We start from the raw sequence: 18,369 nt of genomic DNA on the forward strand, positions 1-18,369 counted from the left end.
AGAGTTCTGAAAGGGGCTCCCCCCGGTCCGACGACGCAGTCCAGAGACGAGGAAACAAGCCGTGAGCGACGTCCGTAACGTGATCATCATCGGCTCCGGGCCCGCCGGCTACACGGCGGCGCTCTACACCGCGCGCGCGTCGCTGAAGCCGCTTGTGTTCGAGGGCGCCGTCACCGCTGGCGGTGCGCTCATGAACACGACCGAGGTCGAGAACTTCCCGGGCTTCCAGGACGGCATCATGGGCCCCGAGCTCATGGACAACATGCGCGGCCAGGCCGAGCGCTTCGGAGCCGAGCTCATCCCGGACGACATCGTCAACGTCGACCTGAGCGGCGAGATCAAGACCGTCACGGACACCGCGGGCACGGTCCACCGAGCCAAGGCCGTCATCGTCGCCACCGGCTCGCAGCACCGCAAGCTCGGCCTGCCGAACGAGGACGCCCTTTCCGGCCGTGGCGTCTCCTGGTGTGCCACCTGCGACGGCTTCTTCTTCAAGGACCAGGACATCGCCGTGATCGGCGGCGGCGACACCGCGATGGAGGAGGCCACCTTCCTCTCGCGCTTCGCCAAGTCGGTGACCATCGTCCACCGCCGCGACACCTTGCGCGCCTCGAAGGCGATGCAGGACCGTGCCTTCGCCGACCCGAAGATCAAGTTCGTCTGGGACAGCGAGGTCGCCGAGGTCCAGGGCGAGCAGAAGCTGTCCGGTCTGAAGCTGCGCAACCTCAAGACCGGCGAGCTCTCCGACCTGGCGGTCACCGGCCTGTTCATCGCGATCGGCCACGACCCGCGCACCGAGCTGTTCAAGGGTCAGCTGGAGCTGGACGAGGAGGGCTACCTCAAGGTCGACGCCCCCTCCACCCGCACCAACGTGACCGGTGTCTTCGGCGCCGGCGATGTGGTCGACCACACCTACCGCCAGGCGATCACCGCGGCCGGTACGGGTTGCTCCGCCGCTCTCGACGCCGAGCGTTTCCTCGCCGCTCTCGCGGACGAGGAGCAGGCCGAGCCCGAGAAGACCGCTGTCTGACCCCTGTCTCTCCCCCCCCATCCGCCCCACGCACCAACCAGTTAAGGAGCCCGCCGTGGCCGGCACCCTGAAGAACGTGACCGACGACTCCTTCGAGCAGGACGTCCTCAAGAGCGACAAGCCCGTGCTGGTGGACTTCTGGGCCGCCTGGTGCGGACCGTGCCGCCAGATCGCGCCGTCCCTCGAGGCCATCGCCTCCGAGTACGGCGACAAGATCGAGGTCGTCAAGCTGAACATCGACGAGAACCCGGGTACGGCCGCCAAGTACGGCGTCATGTCCATCCCGACGCTGAACGTCTACCAGAACGGCGAGGTCGCCAAGACCATCGTCGGCGCGAAGCCGAAGGCCGCGATCGTCCGCGACCTTGAGGACTTCATCGCCGAGTGACGTTTCACGTGAAACACGAATGGGCCAACCCTCTCGGGTTGGCCCATTCGCTTTAGAGGCGCCTGCTCTGGAAACGTCCTTGCTCTAGAGCGGCCTCAACGCCGGCTCCTTCTGCACGGCCCCCAGCAACCGGTCGATCGCCATCTCCACGTCTTCCTTCCAGGACAGCGTCGTCCGCAGTTCCAGCCGCAGTCGCGGGAAGGTGGGGTGGGGGCGAACCGTCTTGAAGCCCACAGCCAGGAGATGGTCGGCGGGCAGCACACACGTCGGCTCTTTCCAGCGCGCGTCTCCGAAGGCCTCGATCGCCTTGAAGCCACGCCGCAGCAAATCCTTGGCGACCGTTTGGACCATCACCCGGCCCAGTCCCTGGCCCTGGTAGCCCGGCATGATGAACGCGGTCATCAGCTGCACCGCATCCGGCGACACGGGGCTCGTGGGGAACGCTGTGGCGCGGGGGACGTAAGCCGGAGGTGCGTAGAGCACGAAGCCCACCGGTACGTCGTCAACGTAGACGACCCGACCGCAGGAGCCCCAGTCCAGCAGGACCGCGGAGATCCAGGCTTCCTTCTCCAGGGCGGCGGTGCCTGCTTTTACCGCGGCTTCACCACTGACCGGGTCCAACTCCCAGAAGACACACGTGCGGCAGCGCTTGGGAAGGTCCGGAAGGTTGTCCAGCGTGAGCGGTACGAGCCGACGCCCCATGAAGGCTGTTCCTCGCTTCCTTCGCCCGCGGCATCGCGAGCGGCTGTCAGGGCGCTTCGTTCCCTGAGCAGGCTGCCGACGAACCCGCCGACCGCTCCCAGCCCAAGACCCGCGCTCACCAGTCCGGTGCGGCTCACCATTCGCATGGACCCCGCCTCCCCTAAGAGGTCTGCCAGGTGGATGCGCCATATCCGAACGCATCGTATCCACGAAGCGATTCCATCGATACCGTCAGAAAGCAAAGTGCGGGCCGTGTTCCGGTACACACCGGACACGGCCCGCAGGGGTTGGCCGACAGGGAACTCCGGCCGGCCGAGCCTCAGAGCTCGGTGTCGTCCGCATCACCGTCCAGAAGACTCTTCTGGAGAGCCAGCTTCTCGCCCGGAGCGAGGGTGCTGAGGATCCGCTCAAGGTCGTCCGGCGAGGCGAACTCGACGGTGATCTTGCCCTTCTTCTGGCCCAGTTCGACCTTCACCCGCGTCTCGAAGCGGTCCGAGAGCCGGGTCGCGAGGTCGGACAACGCCGGGGAGGGAACGGAACCGGCCCGCGGCCCTCTGGAGCGCTGGGTCTTCTGCGGGCGGGAGCCCATCAGGGTCACGATCTCTTCGACGGACCGGACCGAGAGCCCTTCGGCCACCACCCGGTAGGCCAGCCGCTCCTGCTCCTCGGGGTCCTCCACGGAGAGAAGCGCCCGTGCATGCCCGGCGGAGAGCACACCGGCGGCCACCCGGTTTTGGACCTTGGGCGAGAGCTTCAGCAGGCGCAGGGTGTTGGAGACCTGTGGACGAGAGCGCCCGATGCGATCCGCCAGCTGGTCGTGCGTGCAGTTGAAGTCCTTCAGCAGCTGATCGTAGGCAGCCGCCTCTTCGATCGGGTTCAGCTGAGCACGGTGCAGGTTCTCCAGGAGGGCATCCAGGAGAAGCTTCTCGTCGTCCGTGGCCCGCACGATCGCCGGGATCGCGTCGAGGCCGGCCTCACGGCAGGCCCGCCAGCGCCGCTCGCCCATGATGAGCTCGTAGCGTGCGGGGCCGATCTGCCGTACAACGATCGGCTGGAGGAGACCGACCTCCTGGATGGAGGTGACGAGTTCCAGCAGCGCATCCTCGTCGAAGACCTCACGCGGCTGCCGCGGGTTCGGCGTGATCGCCTCAAGGGGAATCTCCGCAAAGTGGGCGCCCATGGGAGGTGCGGGCGTCTCCACACCACCGTTGAGGACCGGCTCCTCGGTTTCATGTGAAACAGGCGGCAGTGTGGCCACCTTGGCTGCGGCCACCCCGCGGTCGCTCAGCACCGGAACAGCGGCCGGGGAGGTGGAAGCAGCGCCTCCCATCGCAGCCGGGGGCACCATCTTCTCCGTCGGTGCAGCAGGGATCAGTGCGCCGAGACCACGGCCCAACCCCCTCCGTCGCTCGCTCACTGGATCCCCTCCGCCATGCTCGGGCTGTTCTGGGCGCCGAAGTGGGCGTGCGTCGGGTCGTAACTGACACCCACACCCTTCAGCGCGATTTCTCGTGCCGCCTCAAGATACGACAGAGCACCGCTAGATCCAGGATCGTAAGTCAGCACCGTCTGCCCATAGCTCGGCGCCTCGGAGATACGGACCGAGCGGGGAATGCTCGTCCGCAGCACCTCGTCGCCGAAGTGGGTGCGTACCTCGTCCGCGACCTGGGACGCGAGCCGCGTCCGGCCGTCGTACATGGTGAGCAGGATCGTCGAGACGTGCAGCGTGGGGTTGAGGTGCCCTCGCACCAGGTCGACGTTGCGTAGCAGCTGACCCAGGCCCTCCAGCGCGTAGTACTCGCACTGGATAGGGATGAGGACCTCCTGTCCGGCCACCAGCGCGTTGACCGTCAGCAGGCCGAGCGAGGGCGGGCAGTCGATGAGGATGTAGTCCAGCGGCTGCTCGTACGCCTGGATCGCCCGCTGCAGTCGACTCTCGCGTGCCACCAGGGACACCAGCTCGATCTCCGCACCGGCGAGATCGATCGTGGCAGGAGCACAGAAGAGGCCCTCGACATCGGGGACCGGCTGAACGACTTCCGCAAGCGGCTTGCTCTCGACCAACACGTCGTAGATGGAAGGAACTTCGGCGTGATGGTCGATCCCCAGGGCAGTGGACGCGTTGCCCTGCGGGTCGAGGTCGATGACCAGCACACGGCCGCCGTGAAGGGCCAGCGACGCGGCAAGATTGACGGTCGTCGTCGTCTTGCCCACGCCCCCCTTCTGGTTGGCGACCACGATGACGCGGGTCTGCTCGGGCCGTGGCAGGCCCTCGCCGGCGCGGCCTAGAGCCTCCACCGCCAGTTGGGCAGCACGACCGATGGGAGTGTCGTCCATCGGGGGCGGTGTTTCACGTGAAACATCCTCCCCCATCGACTCGGTACGGGGACCGGGGACCGGATCGGTCATCGGTCCCGCGATGTTGGCGTCGGACCGCAAGGATTCACTCTCCTCGACTTCAGGCTCGCAATGAACAGAGCCTCCCATGTCTTCGGGGTCGTGAACCAGTGAGGCCTGGTGTTCTGTGGAGAAATCCACCTCTGTGGACAACTCCGTGCCCCTCAAGGGGGACGGAGAGTCGTCAGGCGCACCCTCTCCGAGAGCACCGAGGGGCTTCCGGTCTCGAGGTTCGGCCGCGGCGCGGCCGCGACTGATGATGCCGTGCAACAGTGAGCGACGTTTCACGTGAAACACGATGCACAGCAGCCGTGGCCGATCTGCCGCGACACTCCGACATGGATAGGTTTGCCAGCTTGTGTGGAGTAAGTCTCGTCGTCAGGACGGATCAGCGGCGACGGCGAGTACGCCCCGTCCGGGCCGCCTTGGCTCGCTTCGCCGCGAACCGCACACCGCCCGGGCTCTCCCCGACCTCGACCCGGACGACCGTCGACAAGGGATCCACGAATCCCTCACCCACATGCAGGATCGACGTCTCCACAGCACCGAGCTTGCTCAGGGCGGTCGACGCGCTCTTCAGCTCCTCCTCGGCGGTGTCGCCCTTGAGGGCGAGCATCTCGCCGTACGGCCGCAGCAGCGGGATCCCCCAGGTAGCCAGCCGGTCCAGCGGTGCCACCGCGCGCGCGGTCACCACATGCACCGGCGGCAGCTTCCCCATGACTTCTTCGGCACGCCCACGAACGACCGTCACATGATCCAGCCCCAGCAGCTCCACGACCTCCGTCAGGAAGTTCGTACGCCGCAGCAGGGGCTCCAGCAGGGTGATCTTCAGATCCTCCCGGACCAGCGCCAGGGGGATGCCTGGCAGACCCGCGCCTGAGCCGACATCGCACACGGTCACGCCCTCGGGCACGACCTCGGAGAGCACCGCACAGTTCAGCAGATGCCGCTCCCACAGGCGGGGCACTTCGCGTGGGCCGATCAGACCACGCTGCACACCGGCCTCGGCGAGCAGTTCGGCGTAGCGGACCGCATCAGCGTAGCGATCACCGAACACCGCACGTGCCTGCTCGGGCGCAGGGGGAAGCTCCGCTGCCTCCGTCACGGGGACCGTCCTTCCGATATGCGCCGGCGCACCGAGCGCCGACACCAGAACCACCAGAACTATCAGGCTGACAAAGTTCGGCCCCGCCTGCAGGCAGACGGGGCCGGGGGAACGAAGAGGCCGATCAGGCGGGGAGCACGACGACGAACCGCTGCGGTTCCTCGCCCTCGGACTCGCTCCGCAGGCCCGCCGACTTGACCGCGTCGTGCACGACCTTGCGCTCGAACGGAGTCATCGGCTTCAGCTTCACGGGCTCGCCCGTGCTCTTGACCTCAGCGGCGGCCTTGGCGCCCAGCTCGGAGAGCTCGGCGCGCTTCTGGGCCCGGTAGCCCGCGATGTCCAGCATCAGCCGGCTGCGGTCCCCGGTCTCCCGGTGTACGGCCAGGCGCGTCAGCTCCTGCAGTGCCTCCAGCACCTCGCCGTCACGCCCGACCAGCTTCTGCAGGTCTCGGCTGCCCGCGTCGCTGATGATCGAGACAGCGGCGCGGTCGGCCTCGACGTCCATGTCGATGTCGCCGTCGAGATCGGCGATGTCGAGCAGACCCTCGAGGTAGTCCGCCGCGATCTCACCCTCCTGCTCCAGGCGGGTCAGGGTGTCTGCACCCTCGGCAGCGGCGGAGGTGGTGCCTTCCGTCACGGGATGGACTCCTTCTTACTTCTTGGAGGGGGACTTGGGGCGCTGCGGGCCGCCCTTGCGCTGCCCGGACTGGGCCTTGCTGCGGGTACCGCCGCCACCGGGCTTCTGCGCGGCCTTCTTGGCGGCGCCGGGCTGGTCGTCCTCGGGCTCGTCGGACTTCTGGAGCGAGGTGGTCGGCTCACCGGCCTGCTTCGCACTGCCGGACTGACGCTGGGACTTGCTCTGCCGCTTCGGCTGCTGACGCTTGGGAACACCAGCCGTGGTCGGCGTACCGTCCTCGGCCACGGTGGCGACAGAACTTTCGCCCTTCACCACGCTGCCGTCGGCCTGCGCCACGAGACCCGCCTTGGTCAGGCCGTTGATGAACTTGCGCTCGTACTCGTTGCGGTCACGGCCCTTGGCGACGATCGCCTTGACGATGACGCGCTCGCTGCGCTTGCGGGCCTTGCCGTGCTGCGTGACGTGCTTGGTGAGACGCTCCAGGTACGCGGCCTGGGCCTTGGAACCCGGAGTCGGGTTGTTGCGGATGACGTACATCTGCTGGCCCATGGTCCACACGTTGGTGGTCAGCCAGTAGACCAGGACACCCACCGGGAAGTTGATGCCGAAGACGGCGAACATGACCGGGAAGATGTACATCAGCATCTTCTGCTGCTGCATGAACGGCGTCTTCACCGTGGTGTCGACGTTCTTCGTCATCAGCTGACGCTGCGTGTAGAACTGCGACGCCGACATCAGGACGATCATGACCGCGGTGACGATCCGGACCGTGGTCAGCGAGGCATCGAGCGCCGCGACATCCGAGGAGCTGTCCGTGAACTTCGCGGCCAGCGGAGCACCGAAGATGTGCGCCTGCTGCGCGCTCTTCAGCAGACTCTCGTTGATGACACCGATGGTCTCGTTGTTCGCGATGCTGTTGAGCACGTGGTACAGGGCGAAGAAGAACGGAGACTGCGCCAGGATGGGAAGGCACGAGGAGAGCGGGTTGGTGCCCGTCTCCTTGTACAGCTTCATCATCTCTTCGGACTGACGCTGTTTGTCGTTCTTGTAGCGCTCCTGGATCTTCTTCATCTCGGGCTGGAGCGTCTGCATGGCCCGGGTCGCCTTGATCTGCTTCACGAAGAGCGGGATCAGGCAGATACGGATCAGGATCACCAAGGACACGATGGACAGGCCCCAGGCCCACCCGGTGTCATCGCCGAAGAGGGCGCCGTACACCTTGTGGAACTGGACGATGACCCATGAGACGGGTGTCGTGATGAAGCTGAAGAGGCTGGCAATCGTGTCCACTAATCATGCTCCTTGGGCATGGGGCGAGGTCTCTGCGGCCGGGCTCGAAGGAACATTCTCTTCGGTGGCCGTTTCGGCGGCGGAGGGCCCGCCCTTGCGTGCGCGCCAAGCGTTGCGCAGCAACTCGTGCCACCGCGGACGCTTGCGTGGCGGGACATGGTCCACACCACCCAGCGACCACGGATTGCACCGCAGAATGCGCCAGGCGGTGAGCGCCGTGCCCTTGATCGCACCGTGCCGGTCGATCGCCGTGTAGCCGTAATGGGAACACGACGGGTAGTACTTGCACACCGGCCCGAGCAGCGGACTGATCGTCCACTGGTACAGCTTGATGAGAGCCAGCAGTGGGTACTTCATCGCGCGCCCCCTCCCAGGAGCCGCTGCAGAGCGGCATCCAGGTCTCGGGCCAGCTGTGCATGATCGGCGTCACCCGCACCGGGCAGCGCTCGTACGACTACCAGGCTACCGGGGGGCAGCTGGTCGACTCGGTCGCGCATCAGATGGCGAAGCCGGCGCTTCACCTTGTTCCGTACGACCGCGCCGCCCACAGCCTTGCTCACGACGAAACCCGCACGCGTCGGGGGAGCGCTCTCCCCAGGCGCGTGCGGGTCCGTGGCACCGCTACGAAGGTGGACAACGAGGTGCTGGCGTCCTGCCCTGCGTCCTCGTCGTACCGCGGTCGCGAAGTCCTCGCGCCGCCTCAGCCGATGCTCGGTAGGCAGCACGACGTCATGACCTGACCGGGATCAGGCGGACAGGCTGGCGCGACCCTTGCTGCGGCGGTTCGCCAGAATCGCGCGGCCGGCACGGGTGCGCATCCGCAGACGGAAGCCGTGGGTCTTGGCGCGACGACGGTTGTTCGGCTGGAAGGTGCGCTTGCTCACTCGGGGGCTCCAGAAAGAAATCGGTGTTGGCGGGTGCCGTCCTGGCTGTCACCGTGCGCCCACGAGTAGCTCGCGTTACGCCCGAGTGCACCGCTTCCCGATCACCCGAGGCGATCTGTGCCCATCGGAGGCAGGCGGCAGCAGCCATCGACAACTCGACCTGGTTACGGTACGCGCGGCTACGCCATCCGGTCAAACCAGACGTCACGGGGAGACACTATCCACAGCCTGGGGACAACAACTTGAACCGCACCCGCCGCCCTGACTACCGTGGCTGAACTCCGATTCGTTCCCTTGTCCCCTTGAATCTGGCTCCACCCCTTTTGAATCCCGACCCGTCCCACCATCACACGTTCGTGGGACCCGTGAGAGAGCGTGCCCTGTGGCTGACGTACCTGCCGATCTTGCCGCAGTGTGGCCACGAGTACTGGAGCAGCTTCTCGGTGAGGGCCGCGGGCAGGGCGTCGAGGTCAAGGACGAGCACTGGATCCGGCGCTGCCAGCCCCTCGCGCTGGTCGCCGACACCGCCCTGCTCGCCGTACCGAACGAATTTGCGAAGGGCGTACTGGAGGGCCGTCTGGCCCCAATCGTCAGCGAGACCCTGAGCCGCGAGTGCGGCCGCCCGATCCGCATCGCGATCACCGTCGACGACTCCGCCAACGAGCCCCCGGCCCCGCCGGCACCGCCCGCCCCACCCCAGCCACGCTACGAGGAGCCCGAGCTCCCCTCGTACGAGGGCTACGGCCGCCACCGCGCCGACGACCGCGGCACCGGCGTCCCCAACGACCCGCTGCCCACCGCCCGCCCGGCCTACCCCGGCGAGTACCAGCGCCCCGAGCCCGGCCCCGGCAGCTGGCCCCGCCCGACCCAGGACGACTACGGCTGGCAGCAGCAGCGACTCGGCTTCCCGGAGCGGGGCCCCTACGCATCACCGTCGCAGGACTCCTACGCACAGGACTCCTACGGTGCGCCCTCCCAGGACTACCGCCCGCAGCCGATGGAGCGGCCCTCGTACGACGGACACCGCCCCGAGTACGAGCAGCACCGCCCTGACTACGACCAGCACCGGCCCGACTACGACCAGCCCCGCCCCGAGTACGAGCAGCAGCGGCCGGACTACGACCAGCCACGCTCCGACTACGACCGCGACGCCCGCCGCGACCGGCCCGAGCCGCCGTCCGGCTCCGGCCATGTGCACCGCGGCGGCCCCGTCGGCTCGAACCTGCCGACCACCGGCGCCCCCGGCCCGCTGGCGGCACAGCCCGCACCGGCGCCCGGGCCCGGTGAGCCCACCGCGCGCCTGAACCCGAAGTACCTCTTCGACACCTTCGTCATCGGCGCCTCCAACCGCTTCGCGCACGCGGCCGCGGTCGCCGTCGCCGAAGCGCCCGCGAAGGCGTACAACCCCCTCTTCATCTACGGAGAGTCCGGGCTCGGCAAGACCCACCTGCTGCACGCGATCGGGCACTACGCGCGCAGCCTCTACCCGGGCACCCGCGTGCGATATGTGAGCTCCGAGGAGTTCACCAACGAGTTCATCAACTCCATCCGCGACGGCAAGGGCGACAGCTTCCGCAAGCGCTACCGCGAGATGGACATCCTGCTCGTCGACGACATCCAGTTCCTCGCGGACAAGGAATCGACGCAGGAGGAGTTCTTCCACACCTTCAACACGCTCCACAACGCGAACAAGCAGATCGTGCTCTCCAGCGACCGGCCGCCGAAGCAGCTGGTCACGCTGGAGGACCGGCTGAGGAACCGTTTCGAGTGGGGCCTGATCACCGACGTCCAGCCACCCGAGCTGGAGACTCGGATCGCGATCCTCCGCAAGAAGGCGGTACAGGAGCAGCTCAACGCCCCGCCGGAGGTGCTGGAGTTCATCGCCTCCCGCATCTCACGCAACATCCGCGAACTGGAGGGCGCGCTGATCCGGGTGACGGCCTTCGCGTCGCTCAACCGGCAGCCGGTGGATCTGGGCCTCACGGAGATCGTCCTCAAGGACCTGATCCCCGGCGGCGACGACGCGACGCCGGAGATCACCTCGACGGCCATCATGAGCGCGACCGCCGACTACTTCGGCCTCACGGTCGAGGACCTGTGCGGCAGCTCGCGCGGCCGCCAGCTCGTCACGGCCCGCCAGATCGCCATGTACCTGTGCCGCGAGCTGACGGACCTGTCGCTGCCGAAGATCGGCGCGCTGTTCGGCGGCCGCGACCACACCACGGTGATGCACGCCGACCGCAAGATCCGCAATCTGATGGCCGAGCGACGCTCCATCTACAACCAGGTCACCGAGCTGACGAACCGCATCAAGAACGGCTGACAGAGCCGGCCGACGAGCGGCCGGAGAGCGGCCGCAAGAACCGTCGTACGACGCCAAGGGCGCCCCCGGAGGAGGTTCCGGGGGCGCCCTTCGTCATGCCGCTCGTCATGCCGCTCGTCATGGCGTGACCGAACGTCCGGACACCGACTGTTCGATTACCTGCCGCGTTACGGCCACTCTCCACAGATTCGGTGACTTTCTCGCGTCCACACCCTGGGGACTGGGAAGTTGTCCAGACTGTGTCCACAGAGGCCCCTGTTGAGGGACCATCAGGCCAGGTCAACTGCATGTGGATTCGTGGACGAACGATCTCCACAGCCTGTGGACAGCGAAAGGATCCACAGGCTGTGCATCGAGTTGTCCACCGGCAACCCACAGGATGCGGCCGGTTGTCCCCAGCAATCCCCAGCTTCTCCACATCGCTGTCCACTGTTCGGCAACGCGACGCGCCTCCTCACCGGCCCGAGTGAAAGGCGTCACACGAAGGTGCCGGGTTGGCCTGTGGGAAAGGTGGGTAAAGCTGGGGACGGCGCTGGGGAGAAGTCGCCTCAGGCTGTGCACGGGGTGTGCAGAACTTTCTGTTCTCCACAGATACGTCGAGTTGTCCACCGCCGTCGCCCACAGGGCCCGTGGACAAAATTTCCGCTCTGAGCTGGGAAAACGTGGTTATCCACGGTATCCACAGGCCCTACTACTACTCCCAACTAGAGAGAGCTGGGAATCCGTTTCGAAGTGGGTCCTGTGCACAACTCGCTGTCCGGCTCCCGGCTGCCCCTCGTCACGACTTGACCCCGAGAGGCACCTACTGTCAGTGGGGTGCGTCAGACTGTTCCCGGTGTCCTTCCCCTCACTGGGGCCGACGACACCGAGACAGACGACGAAGCCAGGCAGGCCGAGAAGCGCCGGCAACAGCAGGAGGCGGCAACAGTGAAGATCCGGGTGGAACGCGACGTACTCGCGGAGGCCGTGGCCTGGGCGGCGCGCAGCCTCCCGGCCCGTCCGCCGGCGCCTGTCCTCGCCGGCCTCCTCCTCAAGGCCGAGGACGGCCAGCTGAGCCTGTCCAGCTTCGACTACGAGGTCTCCGCGCGTGTGTCCGTGGAGACCGAGGTCGACGAGGAGGGCACGGTCCTGGTCTCCGGCCGCCTGCTGGCGGACATCTGCCGCGCTCTGCCCAACCGGCCGGTGGAGATTTCCACAGACGGTGTACGGGCGACCGTGGTCTGCGGCTCCTCGCGGTTCACACTCCACACCCTGCCTGTGGAGGAGTACCCGGCACTGCCGCAGATGCCGAACGCCACGGGTACCGTCCCCGGTGAGGTCTTCGCGTCCGCGGCCGCCCAGGTCGCCATCGCGGCCGGCCGTGACGACACACTGCCCGTCCTGACCGGTGTGCGCATCGAGATCGAGGGCGACACGGTGACGCTGGCGTCCACCGACCGCTACCGCTTCGCGGTCCGCGAGTTCCTGTGGAAGCCGGAGAACCCGGAGGCCTCGGCGGTCGCCCTGGTCCCCGCCAAGACGCTTCTGGACACCGCCAAGGCGCTCACCAGCGGTGACAGCGTGACGCTGGCGCTGTCCGGTTCGGGTTCGGGCGAGGGCCTGATCGGTTTCGAGGGCGCCGGTCGTCGTACGACGACTCGTCTGCTGGAGGGTGACCTCCCGAAGTACCGCACGCTGTTCCCGACGGAGTTCAACAGCGTCGCCGTGATCGAGACCGCCCCCTTCGTGGAGGCCGTCAAGCGTGTGGCCCTGGTCGCCGAGCGCAACACCCCGGTGCGGCTCAGCTTCGAGCAGGGTGTGCTGATCCTGGAGGCCGGTTCCAGCGATGACGCACAGGCTGTGGAAAGGGTGGACGCCCAGCTCGAGGGCGACGACATCTCGATCGCCTTCAACCCGACCTTCCTGCTGGACGGCCTGAGCGCCATCGACTCCCCGGTCGCCCAGCTGTCCTTCACGACGTCCACGAAGCCCGCGCTGCTCAGCGGCAAGCCGGCGCTGGACGCCGAGGCGGACGAGGCCTACAAGTACCTGATCATGCCGGTGCGGTTGAGCGGCTGACCTGCTGCTCTCGTCGCCGCAGTTGTCCACAGCGTCCCCAGTACCGGTGGATCACCGGTACTGGGGACGATCTGTCGGGCGAAGCCGCAGGTGAGGGCGTACGTATGAGCGCGTATGCCCACGGATGTGCGCGTGCGTCCGGGTTTAGGCTCGTACGTGGGTACGCAGGTGCCCCATACGCCACAGCAACCTAAGGAACAACTGATGGAGCTCGGTCTCGTCGGCCTCGGCAAGATGGGCGGCAACATGCGCGAGCGGATACGCCGCGCGGGCCACACCGTCGTCGGATACGACCGCAACGCGGACCTCGCGGATGTCCACAGCCTGGAAGAGCTTGTGGGCAAGCTTCCCGGGCCGCGCGTGGTCTGGGTGATGGTCCCGGCCGGTGCCCCGACCCAGTCGACCATCGACCAGCTCGCCGAGCTGCTGGAGCCCGGTGATGTCGTGGTGGACGGCGGGAACTCCCGCTGGACGGACGACGAGCGGCACGCCGAGGAGCTGGCGGCCAAGGGCATCGGCTTCGTCGACTGCGGCGTCTCCGGCGGCGTCTGGGGCCTGGAGAACGGCTACGCGCTGATGTACGGCGGTGACGCGGAGAACGTCTCCAAGGTGCAGCCGATCTTCGACGCCCTGAAGCCGGAGGGTGACTTCGGCGCGGTGCACGCCGGCAAGGTCGGTGCGGGGCACTTCGCGAAGATGGTCCACAACGGCATCGAGTACGCGATGATGCAGGCCTACGCCGAGGGCTGGGAGCTGCTGGAGAAGGTCGACTCCGTGACCGATGTCCGGGAGGTCTTCCGTTCCTGGCAGGAGGGCACGGTCATCCGTTCCTGGCTGCTGGACCTCGCGGTCAACGCCCTCGACGAGGACGAGCACCTGGACAAGCTCAGGGGTTATGCACAGGACTCCGGCGAGGGACGCTGGACTGTGGAGGCCGCCATCGACCACGCGGTGCCGCTCCCGGCGATCACGGCGTCGCTGTTCGCGCGGTTCGCGTCCCGCCAGGACGACTCCCCGCAGATGAAGATGATCGCGGCGCTGCGGAACCAGTTCGGCGGCCACGCGGTCGAGACGAAGTAGTCGAGCGAAGTAACCGTCGGGCAGGACCGTCGCGAACGGCGGCGGGAGCGCTCGGCGGAAACGAGAACAAGTAATCCACACCCTGGGGGTGGCACCCTGGCACCCTCGGGAGTGACCCGGTTGTCCACAACTGGGGAAAGCTGAACCACACGTTGGGGGAGGTCGGCGAACGACCATGCACGTCACGCATCTGTCGCTGGCCGACTTCCGCTCGTACGCCCGGGTCGAAGTCCCGCTCGACCCGGGCGTCACCGCTTTCGTCGGCCCCAACGGCCAGGGCAAGACCAACCTCGTCGAGGCCGTCGGCTATCTCGCCACCCTCGGCAGCCATCGCGTCTCCTCCGACGCGCCCCTGGTCCGCATGGGCGCCGACCGGGCGATCATCCGGGCTCAGGTCAAGCAGGGCGAGCGGCAGCAGCTGGTCGAGCTGGAGCTGAACCCCGGCAAGTCCAACCGGGCCCGCATCAACAGGTCCTCGCAGGTCAGGCCCCGTGACGTACTCGGCGTCGTGCGGACCGTCCTGTTCGCGCCCGAGGACCTCGCCCTGGTCAAGGGCGACCCCGGAGAGCGGCGCCGCTTCCTCGACGAGCTGATCACCGCCCGTTCCCCGCGCATGGCCGGCGTCCGCTCCGACTACGAGCGGGTCCTCAAGCAGCGCAACACCCTCCTGAAGTCGGCCGCGCTGGCCCGTCGGCACGGCGGCCGTGCCATGGACCTGTCCACCCTCGATGTCTGGGACCAGCATCTGGCGGGTGCGGGCGCCGAGTTGCTCGCCCAGCGCCTCGATCTGATCGCCGCGATCCAGCCGCTCGCCGACAAGGCGTACGAGCAGCTGGCGCCCGGTGGAGGCCCTGTGTCCCTGGACTACAAGCCGTCGGCTCCCGGCGAGGCGCACACGCGAGAGGATCTCTTCGAGCAGTTGATGGCGGCGCTCGCCGAGGCCCGCAAGCAGGAGATCGAGCGCGGCGTCACCCTCGTGGGGCCGCACCGGGACGATCTGCTGCTCAAACTCGGTCAGCTGCCCGCCAAGGGGTACGCCTCGCACGGTGAGTCCTGGTCCTACGCGCTGGCGCTGCGCCTGGCCTCCTACGACCTGCTGCGGGCCGAGGGCAACGAACCGGTGCTGGTCCTCGACGATGTCTTCGCCGAGCTGGACACCCGGCGCCGCGAGCGTCTGGCGGAGCTGGTCGCGCCCGGCGAGCAGGTTCTGGTGACCGCCGCGGTCGACGACGACGTACCGCATGTGTTGACGGGGGCGCGGTACGCGGTGGCCGACGGGACGGTGGAGCGCGTATGAGCGAGAACTCGTCCAGTGGCCCGTCCCGTATCCCGTCCGAGGACACCCCCAAGAAGGCTCCCGAGCCTTCCGGAGTCGATCTCGCGCGCGTGGCGCTGAGGGCGGCCAAGGAGCAGGCACGCGCGCGTGGGGACGCCGCGCAGCAGAAGAAGCAGGCGCGGCGCGGGGGGCTGCGTTCCGGCGCGCGCGCGGATGGCCGTGACCCGATGGCGCTCGGCTCCGCCATTAACCGCTTGATCACCGAGCGGGGTTGGGAGACCCCGGCCGCGGTGGGCGGTGTGATGGGCCGCTGGCCGCAGATCGTCGGCGAGGACGTCGCCAAGCACTGTGTGCCGGAGAAGTACGACGAGGACGAGCGGGTCCTCGTCGTGCGCTGTGACTCGACGGCCTGGGCGACGAACCTGCGGCTGCTCGCCCCGACTCTGGTCGCCCGTCTCAACGAGGACCTCGGCCATGGGGCGGTGCGGCAGATCAAGGTGCAGGGTCCTGGTGGCCCTGCTCGCCGTTACGGCCCTCTGCGTGCGCCTGGCAGCACGGGGCCCGGCGACACCTACGGGTGACGGATGGCAGGTGTCCCGGTGAGGGGTGATCGGCCTGTCCGTGCAGGGTGGGCCGTGCGGGCGGGCCGCCGTGACAGCGGTCACAGGGCCGCCGTCACAGCAGTCCCCAAGACCCCGTAAGTCACAGGTGACCGACATCACATCAACAGTTGTCGGCGGTCCCGGAGGTGCCGTCGGTGAGCTCTTCGTCGTACCACCGCACGCGGTGGCGAATCGAGACCTGACTCCTAAGTAGCCAAGGGTTGACGGCCGGAAGCGCTGAGTGGCTCCGTGAGCCTCTTGGAGCCCCCATCCGTATATCGGGAGTCGGGCGAGCCGGGTTCAGGGCGGCACATGCGGACTCAGGTACCGGCAAACCCCCATCACTGTCGGCGCTACCGGTAGACTGGAGGCCAATCCCGCCCCAATCGTGGGGACCGTCCGGGACACGCTGAGCAACGCTGATCAAGGCTTACCAACGCAACATGCCGCAGCCGCTCCGGCAACCCGCCGACGAGCTTGGCTCGTGCTGTGCCAGAAAGGGCGCTTCGTGGCCGATTCCGGCAACCCCAACGAGAACATCCCGTCCACCGACGCCGGCGCCAACGGCGCGGTGACCTCGTCGAACGGCGAGGTCACCGCCTCGTACGACGCCAGCGCCATCACCGTCCTCGAGGGTCTGGACGCGGTCCGCAAGCGACCCGGTATGTACATCGGCTCGACCGGTGAGCGCGGACTCCACCACCTGGTGCAGGAGGTCGTCGACAACTCCGTCGACGAGGCGCTGGCCGGGCACGCGGACAGGATCGACGTGACGATCCTCGCCGACGGCGGTGTTCGGGTCGTGGACAACGGCCGTGGCATCCCGGTGGGCATCGTGCCGTCCGAGGGCAAGCCGGCCGTCGAGGTCGTGCTGACCGTGCTGCACGCGGGCGGCAAGTTCGGCGGCGGCGGCTACGCGGTCTCCGGCGGTCTGCACGGCGTCGGCGTGTCCGTGGTGAACGCCCTGTCGACGAAGGTCGCCGTCGAGGTCAAGACCGACGGCTACCGCTGGACGCAGGACTACAAGCTCGGCGTCCCGACCGCCCCGCTCGCCAAGCACGAGGCCACCGAGGAGCACGGCACCTCGGTCACCTTCTGGGCCGACCCGGACATCTTCGAGACCACCGACTACTCCTTCGAGACGCTCTCGCGGCGCTTCCAGGAGATGGCGTTCCTCAACAAGGGTTTGAGGATCAAACTCACCGACGAGCGCGAGTCGGCCAAGGCGACGTCGGGGGCGGACGAGGCGGGCGCCGACGAGAAGGCCGAGGTCAGGTCGGTCGACTACCACTACGAGGGCGGCATCGTCGACTTCGTGAAGTACCTCAACTCCCGTAAGGGAGACGTGGTGCACCCCACCGTGATCGACCTGGAGGCGGAGGACAAGGAGAAGCTCCTGTCCCTCGAGGTCGCGATGCAGTGGAACAGCAGCTACACCGAGGGTGTGTACTCCTTCGCCAACATCATCCACACCCACGAGGGCGGTACGCACGAAGAGGGCTTCCGCGCGGCGCTCACCTCGCTGATCAACAAGTACGCGCGCGACAAGAAGCTGCTGCGCGAGAAGGACGACAACCTCACGGGTGACGACATCCGCGAGGGTCTGACCGCGATCATCTCGGTGAAGCTGAGCGAGCCGCAGTTCGAGGGCCAGACCAAGACCAAGCTGGGCAACACCGAGGTGAAGACCTTCGTCCAGAAGGTCGTCTACGAGCACCTGGCCGACTGGCTGGACCGCAACCCGAACGAGGCGGCGGACATCATCCGCAAGGGTATCCAGGCGGCCACCGCGCGCGTGGCGGCCCGCAAGGCCCGTGACCTGACGCGTCGTAAGGGCCTGCTGGAGACCGCGTCCCTGCCGGGCAAGCTCTCCGACTGCCAGTCGAACGACCCCATCAAGTGCGAGATCTTCATCGTCGAGGGTGACTCCGCCGGCGGCTCGGCCAAGTCCGGCCGCAACCCCGAGTACCAGGCGATCCTCCCGATCCGAGGCAAGATCCTCAACGTCGAGAAGGCGCGCATCGACAAGATCCTGCAGAACCAGGAGATCCAGGCGCTGATCTCGGCCTTCGGTACCGGAGTCCACGAGGACTTCGACATCGAGAAGCTGCGCTATCACAAGATCATCCTGATGGCGGACGCCGACGTCGACGGCCAGCACATCAACACCTTGCTGCTGACCTTCCTGTTCCGCTTCATGCGGCCGCTGGTCGAGGCCGGGCACGTGTTCCTGTCCCGCCCCCCGCTCTACAAGATCAAGTGGGGCCGGGACGAGGTCGAGTACGCGTACTCCGACCGCGAGCGCGACGCGCTGCTCGAGATGGGCCGCCAGCGCGGCAAGCGTGTGCGCGAGGACTCGATCCAGCGCTTCAAGGGTCTCGGTGAGATGAACGCCGAGGAGCTGCGCATCACGACCATGGACCAGGAGCACCGCGTCCTGGGCCAGGTCACCCTCGACGACGCCGCCCAGGCCGACGACCTGTTCTCGGTCCTCATGGGCGAGGACGTCGAGGCCCGCCGCCAGTTCATCCAGCGCAACGCCAAGGACGTCCGCTTCCTCGACATCTGAGTCGGTCTCAGCTGACCGCATCAGGAAG

17 protein-coding genes are annotated in these 18,369 nt (G+C 67.5%); 8 read left to right on the top strand and 9 right to left on the bottom strand.

Features of this window, described 5'->3' with window-relative positions; genetic code table 11:
• Positions 1-61 precede the first annotated feature (61 nt).
• Both trxB and trxA read left to right on the top strand, forming a co-directional pair.
• Positions 62-1,030, top strand: a complete 969-nt coding sequence (trxB, locus tag ABIE67_RS23760) for a thioredoxin-disulfide reductase (protein ID WP_370260576.1) — start codon at positions 62-64, stop codon at positions 1,028-1,030.
• Between the two features lie 55 nt (positions 1,031-1,085).
• Positions 1,086-1,418, top strand: coding sequence for a thioredoxin (trxA, locus tag ABIE67_RS23765; protein ID WP_030049453.1), 333 nt, complete (start codon positions 1,086-1,088; stop codon positions 1,416-1,418).
• An 84-nt stretch (positions 1,419-1,502) separates the two neighbouring features.
• Here the strand turns inward: trxA and ABIE67_RS23770 are convergent, their stop codons facing one another.
• The 9 genes from ABIE67_RS23770 to rpmH form a co-directional block, all read right to left on the bottom strand.
• Positions 1,503-2,120, bottom strand: a complete 618-nt coding sequence (locus ABIE67_RS23770; protein ID WP_370260577.1) for a GNAT family N-acetyltransferase — start codon at positions 2,118-2,120, stop codon at positions 1,503-1,505.
• Positions 2,121-2,439: 319 nt separating this feature from the next.
• Positions 2,440-3,537: a ParB/RepB/Spo0J family partition protein gene (locus ABIE67_RS23775; RefSeq protein ID WP_370260578.1), complete on the bottom strand. Its 1,098-nt coding sequence runs from the start codon at positions 3,535-3,537 to the stop codon at positions 2,440-2,442.
• On the bottom strand, positions 3,534-4,607 hold the full coding sequence (locus tag ABIE67_RS23780) for a ParA family protein (protein ID WP_370268846.1): 1,074 nt from the start codon (positions 4,605-4,607) through the stop codon (positions 3,534-3,536). The genes ABIE67_RS23775 and ABIE67_RS23780 overlap by 4 nt, the downstream gene beginning before the upstream one ends.
• A 298-nt stretch (positions 4,608-4,905) precedes the next feature.
• Positions 4,906-5,622, bottom strand: coding sequence for a 16S rRNA (guanine(527)-N(7))-methyltransferase RsmG (gene rsmG / locus ABIE67_RS23785; RefSeq protein ID WP_370260579.1), 717 nt, complete (start codon positions 5,620-5,622; stop codon positions 4,906-4,908).
• Between the two features lie 124 nt (positions 5,623-5,746).
• Complete coding sequence (locus ABIE67_RS23790; RefSeq protein ID WP_370260580.1) at positions 5,747-6,259, bottom strand: protein jag; 513 nt, start codon at positions 6,257-6,259, stop codon at positions 5,747-5,749.
• A gap of 15 nt (positions 6,260-6,274) precedes the next feature.
• Complete coding sequence (gene yidC, locus ABIE67_RS23795) at positions 6,275-7,549, bottom strand: membrane protein insertase YidC (RefSeq protein ID WP_370260581.1); 1,275 nt, start codon at positions 7,547-7,549, stop codon at positions 6,275-6,277.
• Between the two features lie 3 nt (positions 7,550-7,552).
• Complete coding sequence (gene yidD / locus ABIE67_RS23800) at positions 7,553-7,906, bottom strand: membrane protein insertion efficiency factor YidD (protein WP_148000333.1); 354 nt, start codon at positions 7,904-7,906, stop codon at positions 7,553-7,555.
• Positions 7,903-8,274, bottom strand: a complete 372-nt coding sequence (rnpA, locus tag ABIE67_RS23805; RefSeq protein ID WP_370260582.1) for a ribonuclease P protein component — start codon at positions 8,272-8,274, stop codon at positions 7,903-7,905. The genes yidD and rnpA overlap by 4 nt, the downstream gene beginning before the upstream one ends.
• A gap of 21 nt (positions 8,275-8,295) precedes the next feature.
• On the bottom strand, positions 8,296-8,433 hold the full coding sequence (gene rpmH, locus ABIE67_RS23810) for a 50S ribosomal protein L34 (RefSeq protein WP_005482975.1): 138 nt from the start codon (positions 8,431-8,433) through the stop codon (positions 8,296-8,298).
• 382 nt (positions 8,434-8,815) lie between these two features.
• Here rpmH and dnaA point away from each other — a divergent pair, with 382 nt between their 5' ends.
• The 6 genes from dnaA (at position 8,816) to gyrB (ending at position 18,341) form a co-directional block, all read left to right on the top strand.
• A complete protein-coding gene (gene dnaA, locus ABIE67_RS23815; protein ID WP_370260583.1) occupies positions 8,816-10,756 on the top strand; it encodes a chromosomal replication initiator protein DnaA in 1,941 nt (646 codons plus the stop codon).
• A gap of 927 nt (positions 10,757-11,683) precedes the next feature.
• Entirely contained in the window at positions 11,684-12,814 is a 1,131-nt protein-coding gene (gene dnaN, locus ABIE67_RS23820; protein WP_370268848.1) for a DNA polymerase III subunit beta, read from the top strand.
• A 204-nt stretch (positions 12,815-13,018) separates the two neighbouring features.
• Complete coding sequence (gnd, locus tag ABIE67_RS23825) at positions 13,019-13,894, top strand: phosphogluconate dehydrogenase (NAD(+)-dependent, decarboxylating) (RefSeq protein WP_370260584.1); 876 nt, start codon at positions 13,019-13,021, stop codon at positions 13,892-13,894.
• 175 nt (positions 13,895-14,069) lie between these two features.
• Positions 14,070-15,191: a DNA replication/repair protein RecF gene (recF, locus tag ABIE67_RS23830; RefSeq protein ID WP_370260585.1), complete on the top strand. Its 1,122-nt coding sequence runs from the start codon at positions 14,070-14,072 to the stop codon at positions 15,189-15,191.
• Complete coding sequence (locus ABIE67_RS23835; protein ID WP_370260586.1) at positions 15,188-15,751, top strand: DUF721 domain-containing protein; 564 nt, start codon at positions 15,188-15,190, stop codon at positions 15,749-15,751. The genes recF and ABIE67_RS23835 overlap by 4 nt, the downstream gene beginning before the upstream one ends.
• Before the next feature lie 529 nt (positions 15,752-16,280).
• Positions 16,281-18,341, top strand: a complete 2,061-nt coding sequence (gene gyrB / locus ABIE67_RS23840) for a DNA topoisomerase (ATP-hydrolyzing) subunit B (protein ID WP_370260587.1) — start codon at positions 16,281-16,283, stop codon at positions 18,339-18,341.
• Positions 18,342-18,369 lie beyond the last annotated feature (28 nt).

It is taken from the genome of Streptomyces sp. V4I8 (assembly GCF_041261225.1).
Taxonomy (GTDB): Bacteria; Actinomycetota; Actinomycetes; order Streptomycetales; family Streptomycetaceae; genus Streptomyces.